The 14865-nt window shown below is 43.4% G+C and carries 15 protein-coding genes and 1 tRNA gene; 11 read left to right on the top strand and 5 right to left on the bottom strand.

Going from position 1 to position 14865, the window contains the following annotated elements; genetic code table 11:
- The first annotated feature begins 127 nt into the window (after window positions 1-127).
- On the top strand, window positions 128-1792 hold the full coding sequence (gene asnB, locus ACQEXU_RS05855; RefSeq protein WP_427010048.1) for an asparagine synthase B: 1665 nt from the start codon (window positions 128-130) through the stop codon (window positions 1790-1792).
- 34 nt (window positions 1793-1826) lie between these two features.
- On the opposite strand, the gene rfaH is transcribed toward asnB, so the two are convergent.
- Window positions 1827-2321, bottom strand: a complete 495-nt coding sequence (gene rfaH, locus ACQEXU_RS05850; RefSeq protein ID WP_427010047.1) for a transcription/translation regulatory transformer protein RfaH — start codon at window positions 2319-2321, stop codon at window positions 1827-1829.
- 306 nt (window positions 2322-2627) lie between these two features.
- Between rfaH and ACQEXU_RS05845 the strand changes: the two genes are divergently transcribed.
- A complete protein-coding gene (locus tag ACQEXU_RS05845) occupies window positions 2628-4016 on the top strand; it encodes a peptide MFS transporter (protein ID WP_367987068.1) in 1389 nt (462 codons plus the stop codon).
- 69 nt (window positions 4017-4085) lie between these two features.
- On the opposite strand, the gene ACQEXU_RS05840 is transcribed toward ACQEXU_RS05845, so the two are convergent.
- Complete coding sequence (locus ACQEXU_RS05840; RefSeq protein WP_427010046.1) at window positions 4086-6737, bottom strand: beta-N-acetylhexosaminidase; 2652 nt, start codon at window positions 6735-6737, stop codon at window positions 4086-4088.
- 409 nt (window positions 6738-7146) lie between these two features.
- On the opposite strand from ACQEXU_RS05840, the gene ACQEXU_RS05835 reads away from it, so the two are divergent.
- Window positions 7147-8013 carry a TraB/GumN family protein gene (locus ACQEXU_RS05835; protein WP_427010045.1) on the top strand — a complete coding sequence of 289 codons (867 nt, stop codon included), beginning with the start codon at window positions 7147-7149 and terminating at the stop codon, window positions 8011-8013.
- A gap of 69 nt (window positions 8014-8082) precedes the next feature.
- Here ACQEXU_RS05835 and ACQEXU_RS05830 read toward each other — a convergent pair.
- A tRNA-Pro gene (locus ACQEXU_RS05830) sits at window positions 8083-8159 on the bottom strand.
- A gap of 256 nt (window positions 8160-8415) precedes the next feature.
- Here ACQEXU_RS05830 and ACQEXU_RS05825 point away from each other — a divergent pair.
- The 3 genes from ACQEXU_RS05825 to rluF all read left to right on the top strand — a co-directional run bounded on the left by ACQEXU_RS05825 (window position 8416) and on the right by rluF (window position 10411).
- Complete coding sequence (locus ACQEXU_RS05825) at window positions 8416-8556, top strand: DUF3149 domain-containing protein (RefSeq protein ID WP_005476401.1); 141 nt, start codon at window positions 8416-8418, stop codon at window positions 8554-8556.
- A gap of 159 nt (window positions 8557-8715) precedes the next feature.
- A complete protein-coding gene (gene smrA, locus ACQEXU_RS05820; RefSeq protein WP_427010044.1) occupies window positions 8716-9297 on the top strand; it encodes a DNA endonuclease SmrA in 582 nt (193 codons plus the stop codon).
- 91 nt (window positions 9298-9388) lie between these two features.
- Window positions 9389-10411, top strand: a complete 1023-nt coding sequence (gene rluF / locus ACQEXU_RS05815) for a 23S rRNA pseudouridine(2604) synthase RluF (RefSeq protein ID WP_427010043.1) — start codon at window positions 9389-9391, stop codon at window positions 10409-10411.
- Window positions 10412-10468: 57 nt separating this feature from the next.
- On the opposite strand, the gene upp is transcribed toward rluF, so the two are convergent.
- Window positions 10469-11095: a uracil phosphoribosyltransferase gene (gene upp / locus ACQEXU_RS05810; protein WP_367989200.1), complete on the bottom strand. Its 627-nt coding sequence runs from the start codon at window positions 11093-11095 to the stop codon at window positions 10469-10471.
- A gap of 284 nt (window positions 11096-11379) precedes the next feature.
- On the opposite strand from upp, the gene purM reads away from it, so the two are divergent.
- The 5 genes from purM (at window position 11380) to ACQEXU_RS05785 (ending at window position 14355) form a co-directional block, all read left to right on the top strand.
- Window positions 11380-12420, top strand: coding sequence for a phosphoribosylformylglycinamidine cyclo-ligase (gene purM / locus ACQEXU_RS05805; protein WP_367987073.1), 1041 nt, complete (start codon window positions 11380-11382; stop codon window positions 12418-12420).
- Between the two features lie 2 nt (window positions 12421-12422).
- Window positions 12423-13064 carry a phosphoribosylglycinamide formyltransferase gene (purN, locus tag ACQEXU_RS05800; protein ID WP_427010042.1) on the top strand — a complete coding sequence of 214 codons (642 nt, stop codon included), beginning with the start codon at window positions 12423-12425 and terminating at the stop codon, window positions 13062-13064.
- Window positions 13065-13184: 120 nt separating this feature from the next.
- Window positions 13185-13835 (top strand): tellurite resistance TerB family protein, encoded by a 651-nt coding sequence (locus ACQEXU_RS05795; protein WP_427010041.1) that lies wholly within the window; start codon window positions 13185-13187, stop codon window positions 13833-13835.
- A 122-nt stretch (window positions 13836-13957) separates the two neighbouring features.
- Window positions 13958-14164 carry a YaeP family protein gene (locus tag ACQEXU_RS05790; RefSeq protein ID WP_039478024.1) on the top strand — a complete coding sequence of 69 codons (207 nt, stop codon included), beginning with the start codon at window positions 13958-13960 and terminating at the stop codon, window positions 14162-14164.
- Entirely contained in the window at window positions 14164-14355 is a 192-nt protein-coding gene (locus tag ACQEXU_RS05785; protein WP_427010040.1) for a DUF4250 domain-containing protein, read from the top strand. Before ACQEXU_RS05790 ends, ACQEXU_RS05785 begins: the two co-directional genes overlap by 1 nt.
- Before the next feature lie 70 nt (window positions 14356-14425).
- Here the strand turns inward: ACQEXU_RS05785 and ACQEXU_RS05780 are convergent, their stop codons facing one another.
- Window positions 14426-14779 carry a DUF3622 domain-containing protein gene (locus ACQEXU_RS05780; RefSeq protein WP_427010039.1) on the bottom strand — a complete coding sequence of 118 codons (354 nt, stop codon included), beginning with the start codon at window positions 14777-14779 and terminating at the stop codon, window positions 14426-14428.
- Window positions 14780-14865: the final 86 nt, after the last annotated feature.

Genomic DNA, 14865 nt, shown 5'->3' with positions numbered 1-14865 from the left:
TTATTGATTAAATATTTTTTAACTCAAAGCCATTTTTGTAATTTTGATCATCAAACACTGTTGCTTTTTTTAATCAGAATGGCACATTGAACACAGCAAGTTTAAAAAATATCTAAAAGGAAGTTGTATGTGTTCTGTATTTGGAATCTTGGACATTAAAAGTGATGCTGCGGCGCTGCGCCCAATTGCGTTAGAAATGTCTAAGAAACTTCGTCACCGAGGCCCAGATTGGTCAGGTATTTACGCATCAGATAAAGCTATTCTGGCTCATGAACGTTTAGCAATTGTTGGTTTAAATAGTGGCGCTCAACCATTATATAGCCCAGATAAAAAGCTGATCTTAGCGGTGAACGGTGAAATTTATAACCACAAAGAAATTCGAGCACGCTACGAAGGCAAATACGACTTCCAAACGGACTCCGACTGTGAAGTTATTTTGGCCCTTTATCAAGAAATGGGCGCGGATCTACTCGAAGAGCTCAACGGTATTTTTGCCTTTGTTCTTTACGACGAAGAGAAAGATCAGTATCTCGTCAGCCGTGACCACATCGGTATCATCCCGCTTTACCAAGGCTATGACGAACACGGAAACTACTACGTAGCATCTGAAATGAAAGCCCTTGTACCTGTATGCAAAACAGTAAGTGAGTTCCCCCCAGGCTGCTACTATGGTTCAACAGATGCAGGCCCTGTTCGCTACTACATCCGAGATTGGAACGAGTATGCTGCTGTTCAAGGTAACTCCACTAGTAAAGAAGAATTGACCGAAGCTCTAGAAGCGGCGGTGAAGCGTCAACTGATGACTGATGTGCCATATGGCGTGTTACTTTCTGGTGGCTTGGACTCTTCAATTACCTCTGCGGTTGCCAAACGCTTTGCAGCAATGCGTATTGAAGATGATGAAAAATCCGAGGCATGGTGGCCACAACTCCACTCCTTTGCAGTAGGTTTAGAAGGAGCCCCTGATTTAAAAGCCGCGCGTGAAGTCGCAGACCAAATCGGTACCGTTCACCACGAAATGACCTACACCATTCAAGAAGGTCTTGATGCGATTCGTGACGTTATCTACCACATTGAAACGTATGATGTAACGACGATTCGTGCATCTACCCCAATGTTCCTAATGGGACGTAAGATCAAAGCGATGGGCATCAAGATGGTACTTTCAGGCGAAGGCGCAGACGAAATCTTTGGCGGTTACCTATACTTCCACAAAGCGCCAAACGCAAAAGAGTTCCACGAAGAAACGGTACGTAAACTGCTTGCTCTGAACATGTTTGACTGTGCTCGTGCAAACAAATCGCTTGCGGCATGGGGTGTTGAAGGTCGTGTACCTTTCCTCGATAAAGAATTTATCGATGTAGCAATGCGCCTAAACCCAGAAGATAAGATGTGTGGCAACGGCAAGATGGAGAAACATATCCTACGTGAGTGTTTCGAACACTACCTGCCAGAAGCAATCGCATGGCGCCAGAAAGAACAGTTTTCTGATGGTGTTGGCTACAGCTGGATTGATACGCTAAAAGAAGTAGCTGAAGCTAAAGTTACCGACCAGCAAATGGAAACGGCAGCATTCCGCTTCCCATACAACACGCCAACAACCAAAGAGGGTTACGTATATCGTGAGATCTTTGAAGAGTTGTTCCCACTTCCATCAGCTGCAGAGTGTGTTCCAGGTGGTCCTTCGGTAGCATGTTCATCTGCTAAAGCGATTGAATGGGATGAGTCTTTCCAAAACTGTGTCGACCCATCAGGCCGTGCGGTTCAAACCATCCACAACGACGCTTACTAATAAGAAAAAAAGCACTCTTCGGAGTGCTTTTTTCTTATAAATCAATCTCTTTATTATCTAAGCTTATTGGGACTATTTGGGTGTTCATCTTCACCAGTAATATGGAACGCCTCTCTCCATCAGGCTCTTGATAGATTGCCTCAACACCTGCAAATTGACCGCTTGTCACTCTTAAGCGCTGTCCTTTCTTAGGCAACGTTTTATACGGCTCTTGCAAACAATAGCTTTCCATTTCTTTGAGAGAAACAACCAAACCTTCTTGCAACTGATGAGGATGCGCGCCCTGACGAACAAAATCTACCACACCTCGAGTGGAGCGTACGGCTGTAAATGATGGCCCTTGTTGATAATCAAATCGAATAAAAATATAGGAAGGAAAAAGTGGTTCTTTCTTTAACTGTTTTTTACCACGGAGAATTTTCTCAACGTCCACCTCAGGGTAGTAACACTCAACCCCTTGGTTTTCTAGATGCTGCTTAGCTCTTTGTTGCTCACCACGCTTGCAGTAAAGCAAATACCACTGTTTCATTTCAGATATCGCTTGGAAGTTTGCGCTATTCTAACATCTGGAAAACGTACTGGGAATTTTGTGATAGCCACAGCTGAAGCTAACCAGCAGCCTCTTTGACAACTCTGCGTCAATTCTTGCGATAAATATGGAAACTTAGTTTGTAGCACGTCTTTTTATAACTTTCTTTTTTAGAAATCGCTAAAATTCATAAGGTTAGATAATTTCACTCTAAACTGTATGAAATTTGGTAATTGCAGTTTATCTGCCTCAGATGTATATGTGGTTTGGAATTAAATTTTTTAATAACTACAAACAGAAAATCTCATGCCAAACCAACATCAAATCCTAGGCCACCCTCGTGGCTTGTTCCTCTTGTTCGGTACCGAACTTTGGGAACGTTTCTCTTATTACGCAATGCGCGCGATTTTAGTTCTCTATCTGACAGATACAACCATCAATGGTGGTTTAGGATGGACCACAAAAGACGCGCTCGATCTTTACGGAATCTATACAGGTCTGGTTTACATTACCCCAATGATTGGCGGTTGGTTAGCGGACAACTATTTAGGTCAGCGTCGCTCAATTTTAATCGGTGGTGCTTTGATGGCAATTGGCCAATTCACACTAGCGATGCCAGCGGACATGATCGGACTCGATGCCGTACATGGATTTTACCTTGGCTTAGCGCTGTTGATTTGTGGTAATGGCTTGTTCAAACCGAATATTTCAACAATGGTTGGCGATCTTTATGAAGAAGGTGATAACCGTCGTGATGGCGCTTTTACCATCTTCTACATGGGGATTAACTTAGGTGCTTTGATTGCAGGTGTTGTTTCTGGCTCTGTAACAAATAGCTTCGGCTGGAAAGCGGGCTTTATCGCTGCGGGAGTTGGCATGATCATTAGCCTTATCATGCAAATGACACTGGCGAAAAGCTGGCTTGGTGATATTGGCACCGTACCAGCAGCGGCACGAGATCTGCAAAAGAAAAAATCATCACAAAAAGAGCCATTAACGAAACAAGAAATGGATCGCTTAAAAGTAATTCTTGTGATGGGCCTCTTTGTAATTGTGTTCTGGGCAGGCTTTGAGCAAGCTGGCGGCCTAATGAACATCTATACACAGCAATATACCGACAGAATGTTGGGCAGCTTTGAAGTACCAGCAGCATGGTTCCAGTCTTTGAACCCATTCTTTATTATCACCCTAGCCCCGATTCTGGCTGCATTTTGGGTGAAACTGGGTCCAAAAGAGCCAAATTCACCGACTAAATTTGCTTTTGCACTCTTTTTCTTAGCCCTTGGCTTCCTATGCATGGTGGGTGCAGTAATGGAACAAGGTGGTGATACAACGGTAAAAACTTCTATGTTATGGCTGGTTGGCGCCTTCTTCTTCCACACACTTGGTGAACTTTGCTTATCTCCAATTGGCTTATCATTGGTTACTAAACTGGCTCCTCTGCGTTTGGCTTCTCTCATGATGGGGGCTTGGTTTGGCTTTAATGCTATTGCCAACTACGTTGCCGGTCTAATTGGTTCCCATGTTGGCGAGCTGGGTGCTCTACCAATTTTTGGCGGCATAGCTATTTCGGCAACAGTAAGTGGTGTGATACTACTGCTATTCTCAAATACCCTTGTTCGTTGGATGCATGGTGCAGAAAGCCCAGTAAGCACAGAACAGCAAATTGAAGAGCAGCAAACACAAGTTGCTTAAACACATTCTATTCGTTCATAGAATAAAAAAGCCCGACTAATTGCCGGGCTTTTTCGTTGATGATTGTAATTACTTAACCGAAGTAACACGGCTAGCTTTTTCACCAGTTACCGATACTGAACGAATAAAGACTTCACCAGCGACCTTTGGCTTAGCTTCGTCAGAATACGTTTTCCACTGCTTACCATCTAGCGAGTATTGCAGTTCTACTCCTGGGAATTGGACATTCATTGACAACTCACCATTGTCAATTTTCGCTCCCGGTACAGGTAAACGATAGTCAATGCCAGCTTTTTCAAGCTTTGCTAACTCGCGCTGACCAAGAAGGTTAGCAAAACGGTTAAAGTCTTGGTTTAAGCGAGCCTTATCAACTAAGTTAGTTGCTTGAGAATACTCTACGCCAGCTTTGTAGTCGTTTTCCCAATCCGCGCGATGCCATGCACGCTCAGCGGCTGCAAGAACACGAGGAAAGACCATGTATTCATATTGCTCGTCATTGCGGACGGTTTCAGACCACAACTGTGCTGACAAGCCATAGAAAGGTTTCGTAGTAATGTCCCCTTTTCCGGTAAACCCATTACCATCACGGTCAACGGAAGTTTCTGCGTTTTGAGGCATATTCTCTGGTGCAAAACCAAACATCTTACGTGTATCGGTAGCACGTGTTGCCCAGTAGTAACCGCGCTCTTTCGGGTCAACTTCGTATGGCATGTCCATGTACACGTAGTCTGGGTTTGAAACTACAACGTCATAACCTTTCTTTGCCCACTCATAAACTGATGCGGTACCACCCCAATATAAGGTATCCCAGAAGTTTACTCGTTTATTCTCTGTCGCAAATGCTTTAGCACCATCACTGTACTTCAGACCGTCTTGCCAAGCTTGGAAATTAGGAATGCCTTTCTCCGCCACAATCTTAGACACTTGCTCTGCAAAGTGACTTGGCAAGTGACCAAAGTCGCTTACTGTGCCGTCAGCTATCAGCGTCTGACATTGTGGAGATTGCGCGAATGGCTTGTCTTGCTTCGATAGGTCAATCGTACCTTTCCAGCCAACCTTCTCTTCAGCACTCACATCTTGGAAACCAGCACCTAGCTTGATGTTCTTCGCTTCATCACCACCAAAATGCCATGTTGTAAGCGGTGCGCCAGCCTCGATGTGCATGGCTGCCACTTCAGAAATCACTTTATCCACAAAGCGAGTTGAAGATTCCATACATGGGTTGATGAAACTTTGCTTGTCGTAGAACTGAACCGTTGTGACGTTTGATGTATCTTGTGGATCCATTAGTCGATATTCATTGGCTTCAGCCGTTTTACCTTTCGCCATTAAACGATCATAACGGGCTTCCATTGACACAACTGCCGCGCGCGCATGAGCTGGCATATCAATTTCAGGAATCACCTCAATATTACGAGCTTTTGCGTATTTGAGGATCTCAACATAATCACGCTTACTAAAGTAACCACTACCAAAATTATCTGATGTCGGGCCAGAACCTAGCTGCGGAAGCAAACACGTTTTCTCTTCTAAATCGAAGCAACGCTGACCACCAATGTCAGTGAGTTCAGGTAACCCTGGTATTTCCAAACGCCAGCCTTCATCATCCGTAAGGTGAAGGTGTAGTTTGTTCATTTTATACGCAGCCATTTGGTCGAGTGTTGCCAAAATAGCGTCTTTTGAGTGGAAGTTACGTGCAACATCCACCATCACACCACGATAATCAAAGCGCGGTGCATCCTTAATAGACAGTTGTGGTAGAGACTTAACATTCTGGCTGTCTATCAGGCCAAAGATAGACTGAACCGCATAAAATGCACCCACTTTATCAAACGCTTTAATTTCAATGCCATTTGAATCAATGTTAAGTGCATAAGCACCAGACTTCGCTAAGTCACCCGTGAAGCCAGCAGGAACAACAGTAACGCTAACAGGTAGCTTACCACTCACATCCACACCTACCACTCCTGCACGATCTTTAATCGCTGCAAATTGTGCTTTATCAAATGCATGACTTGGTAACGCGATACCATTTGAAATATCGACCTCACCCTCACCGTTTTCTACAAACATTGGGCTTGGTAATAGTGTTCTAGACACATCTTGAGTCGCTAAGTCAGCATTCTTTTCAAAGCGAGACAGTGCATTGGCCATGACATTATTATCATCAGGAGTACGCTTTAGGTTATCTCCCTCAAGGCCTGAAACGAATGAATCAACTTCTTCTGTATTCAATGATGCAATGAGCTTAGGCTCTGTGTTAGGTGCTGCGACAAACGCGCCTGGCATAAAGTCTGTTTCAAACAGCTGCCAGTACTCAGCAACAAGGGGAAGAACGACTTCTTCACCCGCAGCAAAACCATCAAACTTATCGGTAGGCTCTAGCTTATGTAGATCACCCGTGACACGAGTGATCTTGAACTGCTCATTTTCAACATCAAGAATGAGGCGAATACTGTGGAAATAGATCGCCCAATCTTTCGCATTTACAGCTTCACCTTGATTCACCAAAGTCATGTTCACTTTGTTACAAGAAGCCCATTCAGCCCCTAAGTCCTGACAAGCTAAACCATCATTTGCACCATGATTTGTCAGAACTTGGTATTGAATATCAAGATTGTCCGCTAACGTGTTGACCACTTGTTGCTCAGAACTTTGTAGCGAAGAACATCCAGCTAATGTCGCAATGACAGAAGTAGCAATTAAACTATGTTTCAACATCTTACTTACCCTAAAACGAAAAAATTAATCAGCAAAAAAACGCTATTGCCTACCAATATCTTCAACATACAAGGAGTTTTTTCTATGCGTAAAATTATTCCGCTCTTAAAGTGATCATCTTCAAATTTTATAAAAACACTATTCAAGTTATCTTTGTAAAACATAAACTTATAAATCACGTTAAAATCTACAGAGTTAATTTAACGGGTTTACTGAGAAGCACATCACGAAACATAAGGCTTAAAGCTTTCCTTTTGACGATCTCGATCACTAAGCTGATAAAGTAGCACTGTTCGAAATCGTGAACATGATTGAGGAAATGTGATTTTTTTCGCATTTATATCACGTTAAATAACGTCAAAAATTTCAGATTTAACAAATTTACCGTCGCGGAAAATGGACTGTTTCTATGAAAAGATATTTCTATGCGTTACTCATTATCATCTTTGCTTTTCCTAGCTATTCAGAACCTCTTTTCTGGTCAGCGAAAAAAGGAAAGCTTGAGCTGGTCATTTTCGGTTCCGTTCATGTTGGAGATGAACGCTTCTATCCTCTCCCAAACACAGTAACGGATTACCTGTTAAACAGTGATGGTTTGATTGTAGAAACAGACATTCAAAACCCGGGAGAAGTACAGTACCCTCCACTTCGTATTCGCAGCCAAGCGTTACTGAATGAAACTCAACAAAATGAATTAGTTGGAATAGCAAAACTACTCAACTTAAATACACAGGAACTTCTATCCCTCCCTCCATGGGCTACCGCACTACAAGTCCAGATGCGTCAGTTTGAATACTTAGGTTATTCAGCAGATAAAGGGGTCGACATCCAGCTACTTCGCCAAGCGGGATTAAACCAAATCCCTGTACTCAGTCTGGAAACCTTTCAATTTCAAATTGATCTGTTAACCAAACAAGCAGAAGGGGGAAAAGAGTTACTCATCAGCACCATTGAGGAATTTGATAAAACGGAACAAGCAACACATTGTTTGATCGACAGTTGGCTCAAAGGAGACATCAAACACTTAGAGAAGTTTGCCAAACTGGCCGCTATCTCCCCAGAGTTTGAAGACCAATTCATTTACCAGAGGAATAAAGATTGGGCGGTGAAATTGGATAAAGGGATCACATCTCAGTCGAGCAAAGGAAAGTATTTGGTCGTGGTCGGTACACTACATTTGGTGGGACGAGATAATCTTATTTCACTTTTAAAGCAACGTGGCTTTGAAACTAAGCAGCTCTCTAACAGTGAAACGTCGCTATGCAAATTCGATTAGCTAGCTCCAGCTATCATTGCCTAAAATGCAAAAAAGGCGCTACATTTCTGTAGCGCCTTTTTTAAAAGATGGTCGGTGAAGAGGGATTCGAACCCCCGACCCTCTGGTCCCAAACCAGATGCGCTACCAAGCTGCGCTATTCACCGAGACATTGTCGGGCTCAATGCCCTGCAACGGATGCGTATAATACGGATTATCACGTTGAACGCAAGCCATTTTCTGTTTTTCTTTGCTAAAAAAATGCGTTCGGCTAAAACATCATCAGCGGGCTACAAAATGTGAGCAAATACACACCACGAGAAACATTAATGCAACCAATAGAACACAATTGATCCAGATCATTACCATAACTGTTAACAGGCTTTAGTTTAACCCTTGTCTTCTTTGACTTTGGAGGAAACGATGGACTTTTGGCTTGATCTCCTATTCGGAAATGCAGTGGGACTATCTTCCATGATAGTAATCTTTGGCGCTTTAGGTCTGATGCTTTTTTATGGCGGTTTCATTATCTACAAAGTCATGAACGACAAATCTCCTCACTAGATCGCTTAGCGACTATTCCGAGAATGGTAAAACGCTATGCACCGAAGTAGATTTTCTGTCTACTTCGGTTTTTTAGTTTCTATCCCACTGCTTCTACTGCCCTTTCATTCGCCGTAACGTTATAATCGTGAGTCTTATTTATTCCATCGAGATAAAGTGATGTCTCAAGAAGATGATTTGTCCTTATTTCAACAAATGATGGGTGACGTAAAACCACTCACACAGGACAGGGCTGAACATAAGAAGCAACATCAGGTCACCGAAAGCCATATCGCAAAACGGGAAGCGGCATTGTGGCTTGCCGATCAAGATCCGGATCATTTATCCATCGACCATGCCCCGCCGATAAAGCCAGAAGATGTGATCGAGTTTAAACGTGATGGTGTCCAAGAAGGGGTTTACCGTAAATTAAGGCTTGGAAAATACCCGATTCAAGCGCGATTGGATCTGCATAGAAAAACATTGAAAGAAGCGCGAACTGAGGTCACCTCTTTTCTCAAACAATGTATTGCAATGGATATTCGAACGGTAATGATTGTTCATGGCCGAGGAGAAAAATCGAATCCACCAGCATTAATGAAAAGCTTTGTCGCCAGCTGGCTCCAACAGATCAAAGATGTGCAATGTGCTCACAGTGCACAACGGTTTCATGGTGGCACGGGAACCACTTATGTTTTGCTTAGAAAAAGCAGCGATAAAAAACTTGAGAACCGAGAAAGACACCAAAAACGCATGGGCTAAGCACGTAAATGGTGCTAAACTCGCGGCCAAATTTCGACCACAAACATTTGTGGTTTCCTCATACAGCCGTTGTGAAACGTATAGGTAAAACATGTCACAAGAATCTGCAAAACGCTTAAACAAATACATTAGTGAAACTGGCTATTGCTCACGCCGTGAGGCGGATAAGTTGATCGAACAAGGCCGTGTCACCATTAATGGCAAGATACCAGAGATGGGAACAAAAGTTTTTTCCGGTGATGATGTTTGTATTGATGGCAACCCTGTCAGCGCCAAAGAAAAACCAATTTATCTCGCACTCAATAAACCAACCGGGATCACCTGCACCACAGAGCTAGATGTCGCAGGAAACATCGTTGACTTTATTGGGCATAAAAAGCGGATTTTCCCTATTGGTCGTTTAGATAAGCCTTCTGATGGTTTGATCTTTTTGACGAATGATGGCGATATCGTCAACAAAATACTCCGAGCTGGTAATAACCATGAGAAAGAGTACGTTGTCCGTGTCGATAAACCGATCACCGATGATTTCATTCGAAAAATGAGCTCTGGCGTCAATATACTCGACACAGTGACGTTACCGTGCACTGTCACCAAAGAAACCAAGTTTTCTTTCCGTATCGTATTGACTCAGGGCCTTAACCGCCAAATTCGTCGTATGTGCGAAGCACTTGGTTATGAAGTTTTCAAGCTACGCCGCGTACGCATCATGAACATCACACTTGACGGTATTCCAAACGGCCAGTGGCGTTACTTGAGTGATGCTGAAGTGGCTGAAATATTAGCCATGTGTGAAGGCTCTAGCGGTACAGAAGAAGCATCGAAAGTTGATAATAAAGGTCAACGGATTCGCAAAGCGACAGATGCAAAACTATTTGATAGCCGAGAAGAGAATCAAAGTTCAACCGCTCGCCGTAACCAAAAATCACGTACCTTTAAAGGGCGAAATGCCGATGAGTTCCGCCATGCCCCGAACTCCAAAAAAGGACGACATGGTGCGAAAAACAAACCGAGCAGCAAAGGAAAAACGGTTTATACACCCAAATCAGATCAACCAGCACAACGCGTAGCAACTAAACCACGTACTGGTGGCACATTAAGTTTGAAAAAATAACCCACAAAAAAGGAGGAGCATCCGCTCCTCCTTTTTTATCTCTATAAGAAACTTGGGTTACTTAGTCCCAAAGATCTTATCACCAGCATCACCCAAACCCGGTACGATGTAACCTTTATCATTCAGTTTTTCATCGATTGCAGCCGTGTATAGCTCAACGTCTGGATGGGCTTTTTCTAGCGCTTCAATCCCTTCTGGCGCAGCAACTAACACAAGCACTTTAATGTGCTGACAACCTTTCTCTTTAAGAAGATCAATTGTTGCAATCATAGAGCCGCCAGTTGCAAGCATTGGATCAACAACAAGTGCAATACGCTCATCTATATTTGATGCAAGCTTGTTGAAATATGGTACAGGCTCTAGCGTTTCTTCATCACGGTAAATACCGACAACACTGATTCGAGCGCTTGGTACATGTTCTAGTACACCGTCCATCATTCCCAATCCCGCACGTAGAATTGGCACAACCGTTACTTTTTTACCTTTGATTTGATCAACTTCTACAGGACCATTCCAGCCATCAATCGTTACGCGTTCCGTTTCAAAATCTGCAGTCGCTTCATAAGTCAGTAAGCTACCTACTTCTGTTGCTAACTCACGAAAACGCTTTGTGCTGATATCACCTTCTCGCATCAGGCCAATTTTGTGCTTTACTAGAGGGTGTTTCACTTCAACAACTTTCATTTTCATCTCCGGCTTCTGGGTAAAATTTAAATAAACCTTCAGATTATAATCGATTTAAGTCGCAATATCTTGATCTAAAGTCAGCCAGAATCACTCCATTTAGGTTGTTTGTTGATTGTTTACTCAATGGCAAGATTAATAGAACAAAAAACACCAAAATCACCTACCAACGTTTAATCATCCTGCTAAGCGTAAAAAACTCACGCAAACGTTTGCTATCTAGGTTTATCCACTGTTAGAATAGCGCCGTTTTCATATCCAACTTTCAAACCGAGGACTTCCCCGTGAGTGGTAACAACTCTTCTCTTAGCTATAAAGATGCTGGTGTAGATATTGATGCAGGCAACGCGCTTGTAGATCGTATTAAAGGTGCGGTTAAGCGTACGCGTCGCCCTGAAGTAATGGGTGGTATTGGTGGTTTTGGCGCATTATGTGAACTGCCAACTAAATACAAGCAACCTGTATTGGTTTCAGGTACGGATGGTGTAGGAACGAAACTCCGCCTTGCTTTGGATATGAAAAAGCACGACACCATCGGTGTTGACCTTGTAGCAATGTGTGTGAACGATCTTATTGTTCAAGGTGCTGAACCTCTATTCTTCCTAGACTACTACGCAACAGGCAAACTCGATGTTGATACAGCAGCAGACGTAGTGTCTGGCATTGCTGACGGCTGTGTGCAAGCAGGTTGTGCGCTAATCGGCGGTGAAACTGCTGAAATGCCGGGTATGTACGAAGGTGAAGACTACGACGTTGCAGGTTTCTGTGTTGGTGTTGTAGAAAAAGAAGACGTAATCGACGGCACTAAAGTAGCCGCTGGTGACGCACTTATCGCTGTAGGTTCAAGCGGTCCACACTCAAACGGTTACTCACTGATCCGTAAGATCCTTGAAGTATCTGGCGCAGACAAAAACGAAGAGCTAGCAGGTCGCACAATCGGTGAGCACCTACTAGAACCGACAAAGATTTACATCAAATCAGCACTAAAAATGATTGAGAAACACGACATCCACGCGATTTCTCACATCACAGGTGGTGGTTTCTGGGAAAACATCCCACGCGTACTTCCAGAAGGTACTAAAGCGGTTGTTGATGGTAACAGCTGGGAATGGCCAATCATCTTCAAATGGCTACAAGAGAAAGGCAACGTAACGACTCATGAAATGTACCGCACATTTAACTGTGGTGTAGGCCTTGTTGTTGCTCTACCGAAAGATCAAGCAGACGCAGCGGTTGAGCTATTAAACGCTGAAGGCGAAAACGCTTGGGTTATCGGTGAGATCGCAAACGCTGCAACTGGCGAAGAACAAGTAGAGATCAAATAAGCATGAAAAGTATCATCGTTTTAGTTTCAGGAAACGGTTCTAACCTGCAGGCAATCATTGATGCATGTGACAAGGACATTACTGGTGGTCGTGTTACCGCAGTATTTTCCAACAAAGCCAATGTCTATGCTTTAGAGCGCGCTGAGAAATCCGGTGCTGCGGCACACTTCCTTGATCCTAAAGCGTTCGATACCCGTGATGCTTTTGACCATGAGTTGATGAAGCAGATCGATGAATATAAGCCAGACGTCATCGTGCTTGCTGGTTACATGCGTATTCTAAGTGGTGAATTCGTTCGCCACTACATGGGCCGCATGATCAATATTCACCCTTCTCTGCTTCCTAAGTACCCAGGTCTTAACACTTATCAACGTGCAATCCACGCTGGCGATGAAGAGCATGGTACTAGCGTTCACTTTGTGACTGAGCAGCTTGATGGTGGCCCTGTTATTTTGCAGGCTAAAGTGCCAATTTTCGACGAAGATACGGTCGATACTCTAACTGAACGCGTTCAAACTCAAGAACACAAAATCTACCCTATGGTGGTTAAGTGGTTGGTTGAAGAACGCTTAGTGATGAAAGATGAAAAAGAAGCTTACCTTGATGGCAATCTTCTTGGTATGCACGGTTACGCTGAAGAATAATATTCTCACTAACAGTATGTAGAAGGCGAGCGTACAGCTCGCCTTTTTTGTTTTTCACCATTATTAATCCTCTATTCATCTTTGCTCCATTAAGCTATCAAAAAATGATGGAGGTAACCTATGGATCTTAAAAGCCTACTTAATCAAGCCCTCAATTCAGATATCGTCCAACAAGGACAAGCTCAAATCAAAAACAGTTCAAACTCTAATACTTTGAAATCGCTTGGCGCTGGCGCTGTTGGAGGCGGCTTAGTCAGCCTGCTTATGGGCTCGAAAAAGAGCAAAAAGCTCGGCAAGAAGTTAGGTAAAAACACGCTCAAAGTCGGCGGTGTTGCTGTTCTTGGTGCGCTGGCTTATAAGGTCTATAACGACTATCAAAATAAGCAAACGTCCACTGGCACAACTGAAAACTTCAATGCTCAAGATGACTACCATAGTGAACTGATTCTAAAAGCAATGATTGCTGCAGCCAAAGCAGATGGCCATGTAGACCAGCAAGAGATGGCGCACATTGAGTCGACGCTTGAACAATCTGGTGCAGACAACGCGCTACAACAGCTCGTTCATGTAGAATTAAACAAGCCGCTCGACCCTGCTGAAGTGGCTCGATTAGCACGTTCGCCACAACAAGCATCTGAAGTTTATTTAGCCTCTCTTATTATTATTGATGAACAAAACTTTATGGAGAAAGCCTACTTACAAGAGCTAGCCAAACAGCTTCATCTAGACAATGAAGTTACGTATCAACTAGAACAACAGCTGCAAAATTAGTTTCATTGTATAAATTGCAAGCACCAGTTTATCAGGCTTGAGCTAGAGCAAGCTTAAGCTTTGAGTTTCCTAAATTGAGTGTGTATATTTGAGAGCAGTTATCATTTATTGGAGTTGAAGCTATGCAAGTATATGGCTGTTGTGAACTGGTTCGTGAGCTGTACGCTCAAATTGGCAGTGGTGACCAAGCGTATGTCCCACAAGCAATTTCATGCGCAGTAAGGGCGTTGAATGATATTGCAGCGGATGAGTCTCTACCTAAAGAAGCACGAGAGAAAGCCGCCTTTGCTGCTGCAAATCTGTTAATTTCCGACTTCGAGGATAAGTAATGAATCTGGCGAACTTTGAAAGCATGGATCCAGTGATGTTGATGAGTATCGTCAACATGAAGCTACGTGATGATTTTGGCGGTGACTTAGACAAACTTGTTGCTTACTTCGATATCGATAAAAGCGCGTTAGAAGCAAAACTCGCCACTGCTGGTTTTGACTTTTTGCCAGATGCAGGTCAGTTTCGTTAACGACTCCTGCAAATACTAGATGCAAAAAAACCGCCCTATTCGGCGGTTTTTTATTTGCAGTGAATCGCGATTATTCTTCGTCGAAGAAATCGTCTTCATCATCCAATTCAGCTTGTGCTGCCGCAGCAAGTTTCGCTTCTTCGATACGGCGTGCTTTCTTTTCTGCTGCTTCTTGCGCTAAACGCTCTTCACGTTCAACGCGAACCTTACGTGCTTCGCCTTTACGTTCGTTACGAGCAGCTTGATTCTGAACAAAGCCCGCTAGCTCTTTTTCAGCCCACTCTTGAGCTTGAGCTTCAGTTTCAAAGCCAGTCTCACGCTTAGATACTGACGTTTTACGTGAAGTCACTTGGCGTGTGATCTCTGCACACCAACCGTTACGTTTTTCTGTAACACGAATGGCAAATTTTTTGTTGTTCGACATATTCATTTCCTAAGGGATTATTGAGGGATATAGCCATCCCTTGGCAAGCGCGGTATTAGAGCGCAAAAATGCGCCGTTGGCTATAA

This window comes from Vibrio sp. TRT 21S02, from assembly GCF_050113675.1.
Lineage (GTDB): Bacteria > Pseudomonadota > Gammaproteobacteria > Enterobacterales > Vibrionaceae > Vibrio.
This window is presented reverse-complemented; position numbering and strand designations above follow the sequence as displayed.

Excerpts from the sequence above, each read along its gene's own strand:
- asnB (WP_427010048.1), top strand. The coding sequence starts at position 128 with ATGTGTTCTGTATTTGGAATCTTGGACATTAAAAGTGATGCTGCGGCG.
- rfaH (WP_427010047.1), bottom strand. The coding sequence starts at position 2,321 with ATGAAACAGTGGTATTTGCTTTACTGCAAGCGTGGTGAGCAACAAAGA.
- ACQEXU_RS05845 (WP_367987068.1), top strand. The coding sequence starts at position 2,628 with ATGCCAAACCAACATCAAATCCTAGGCCACCCTCGTGGCTTGTTCCTC.
- ACQEXU_RS05840 (WP_427010046.1), bottom strand. The coding sequence starts at position 6,737 with ATGTTGAAACATAGTTTAATTGCTACTTCTGTCATTGCGACATTAGCT.
- ACQEXU_RS05835 (WP_427010045.1), top strand. The coding sequence starts at position 7,147 with ATGAAAAGATATTTCTATGCGTTACTCATTATCATCTTTGCTTTTCCT.
- ACQEXU_RS05825 (WP_005476401.1), top strand. The coding sequence starts at position 8,416 with ATGGACTTTTGGCTTGATCTCCTATTCGGAAATGCAGTGGGACTATCT.
- smrA (WP_427010044.1), top strand. The coding sequence starts at position 8,716 with ATGTCTCAAGAAGATGATTTGTCCTTATTTCAACAAATGATGGGTGAC.
- rluF (WP_427010043.1), top strand. The coding sequence starts at position 9,389 with ATGTCACAAGAATCTGCAAAACGCTTAAACAAATACATTAGTGAAACT.
- upp (WP_367989200.1), bottom strand. The coding sequence starts at position 11,095 with ATGAAAGTTGTTGAAGTGAAACACCCTCTAGTAAAGCACAAAATTGGC.
- purN (WP_427010042.1), top strand. The coding sequence starts at position 12,423 with ATGAAAAGTATCATCGTTTTAGTTTCAGGAAACGGTTCTAACCTGCAG.
- ACQEXU_RS05795 (WP_427010041.1), top strand. The coding sequence starts at position 13,185 with ATGGATCTTAAAAGCCTACTTAATCAAGCCCTCAATTCAGATATCGTC.
- ACQEXU_RS05790 (WP_039478024.1), top strand. The coding sequence starts at position 13,958 with ATGCAAGTATATGGCTGTTGTGAACTGGTTCGTGAGCTGTACGCTCAA.
- ACQEXU_RS05785 (WP_427010040.1), top strand. The coding sequence starts at position 14,164 with ATGAATCTGGCGAACTTTGAAAGCATGGATCCAGTGATGTTGATGAGT.
- ACQEXU_RS05780 (WP_427010039.1), bottom strand. The coding sequence starts at position 14,779 with ATGTCGAACAACAAAAAATTTGCCATTCGTGTTACAGAAAAACGTAAC.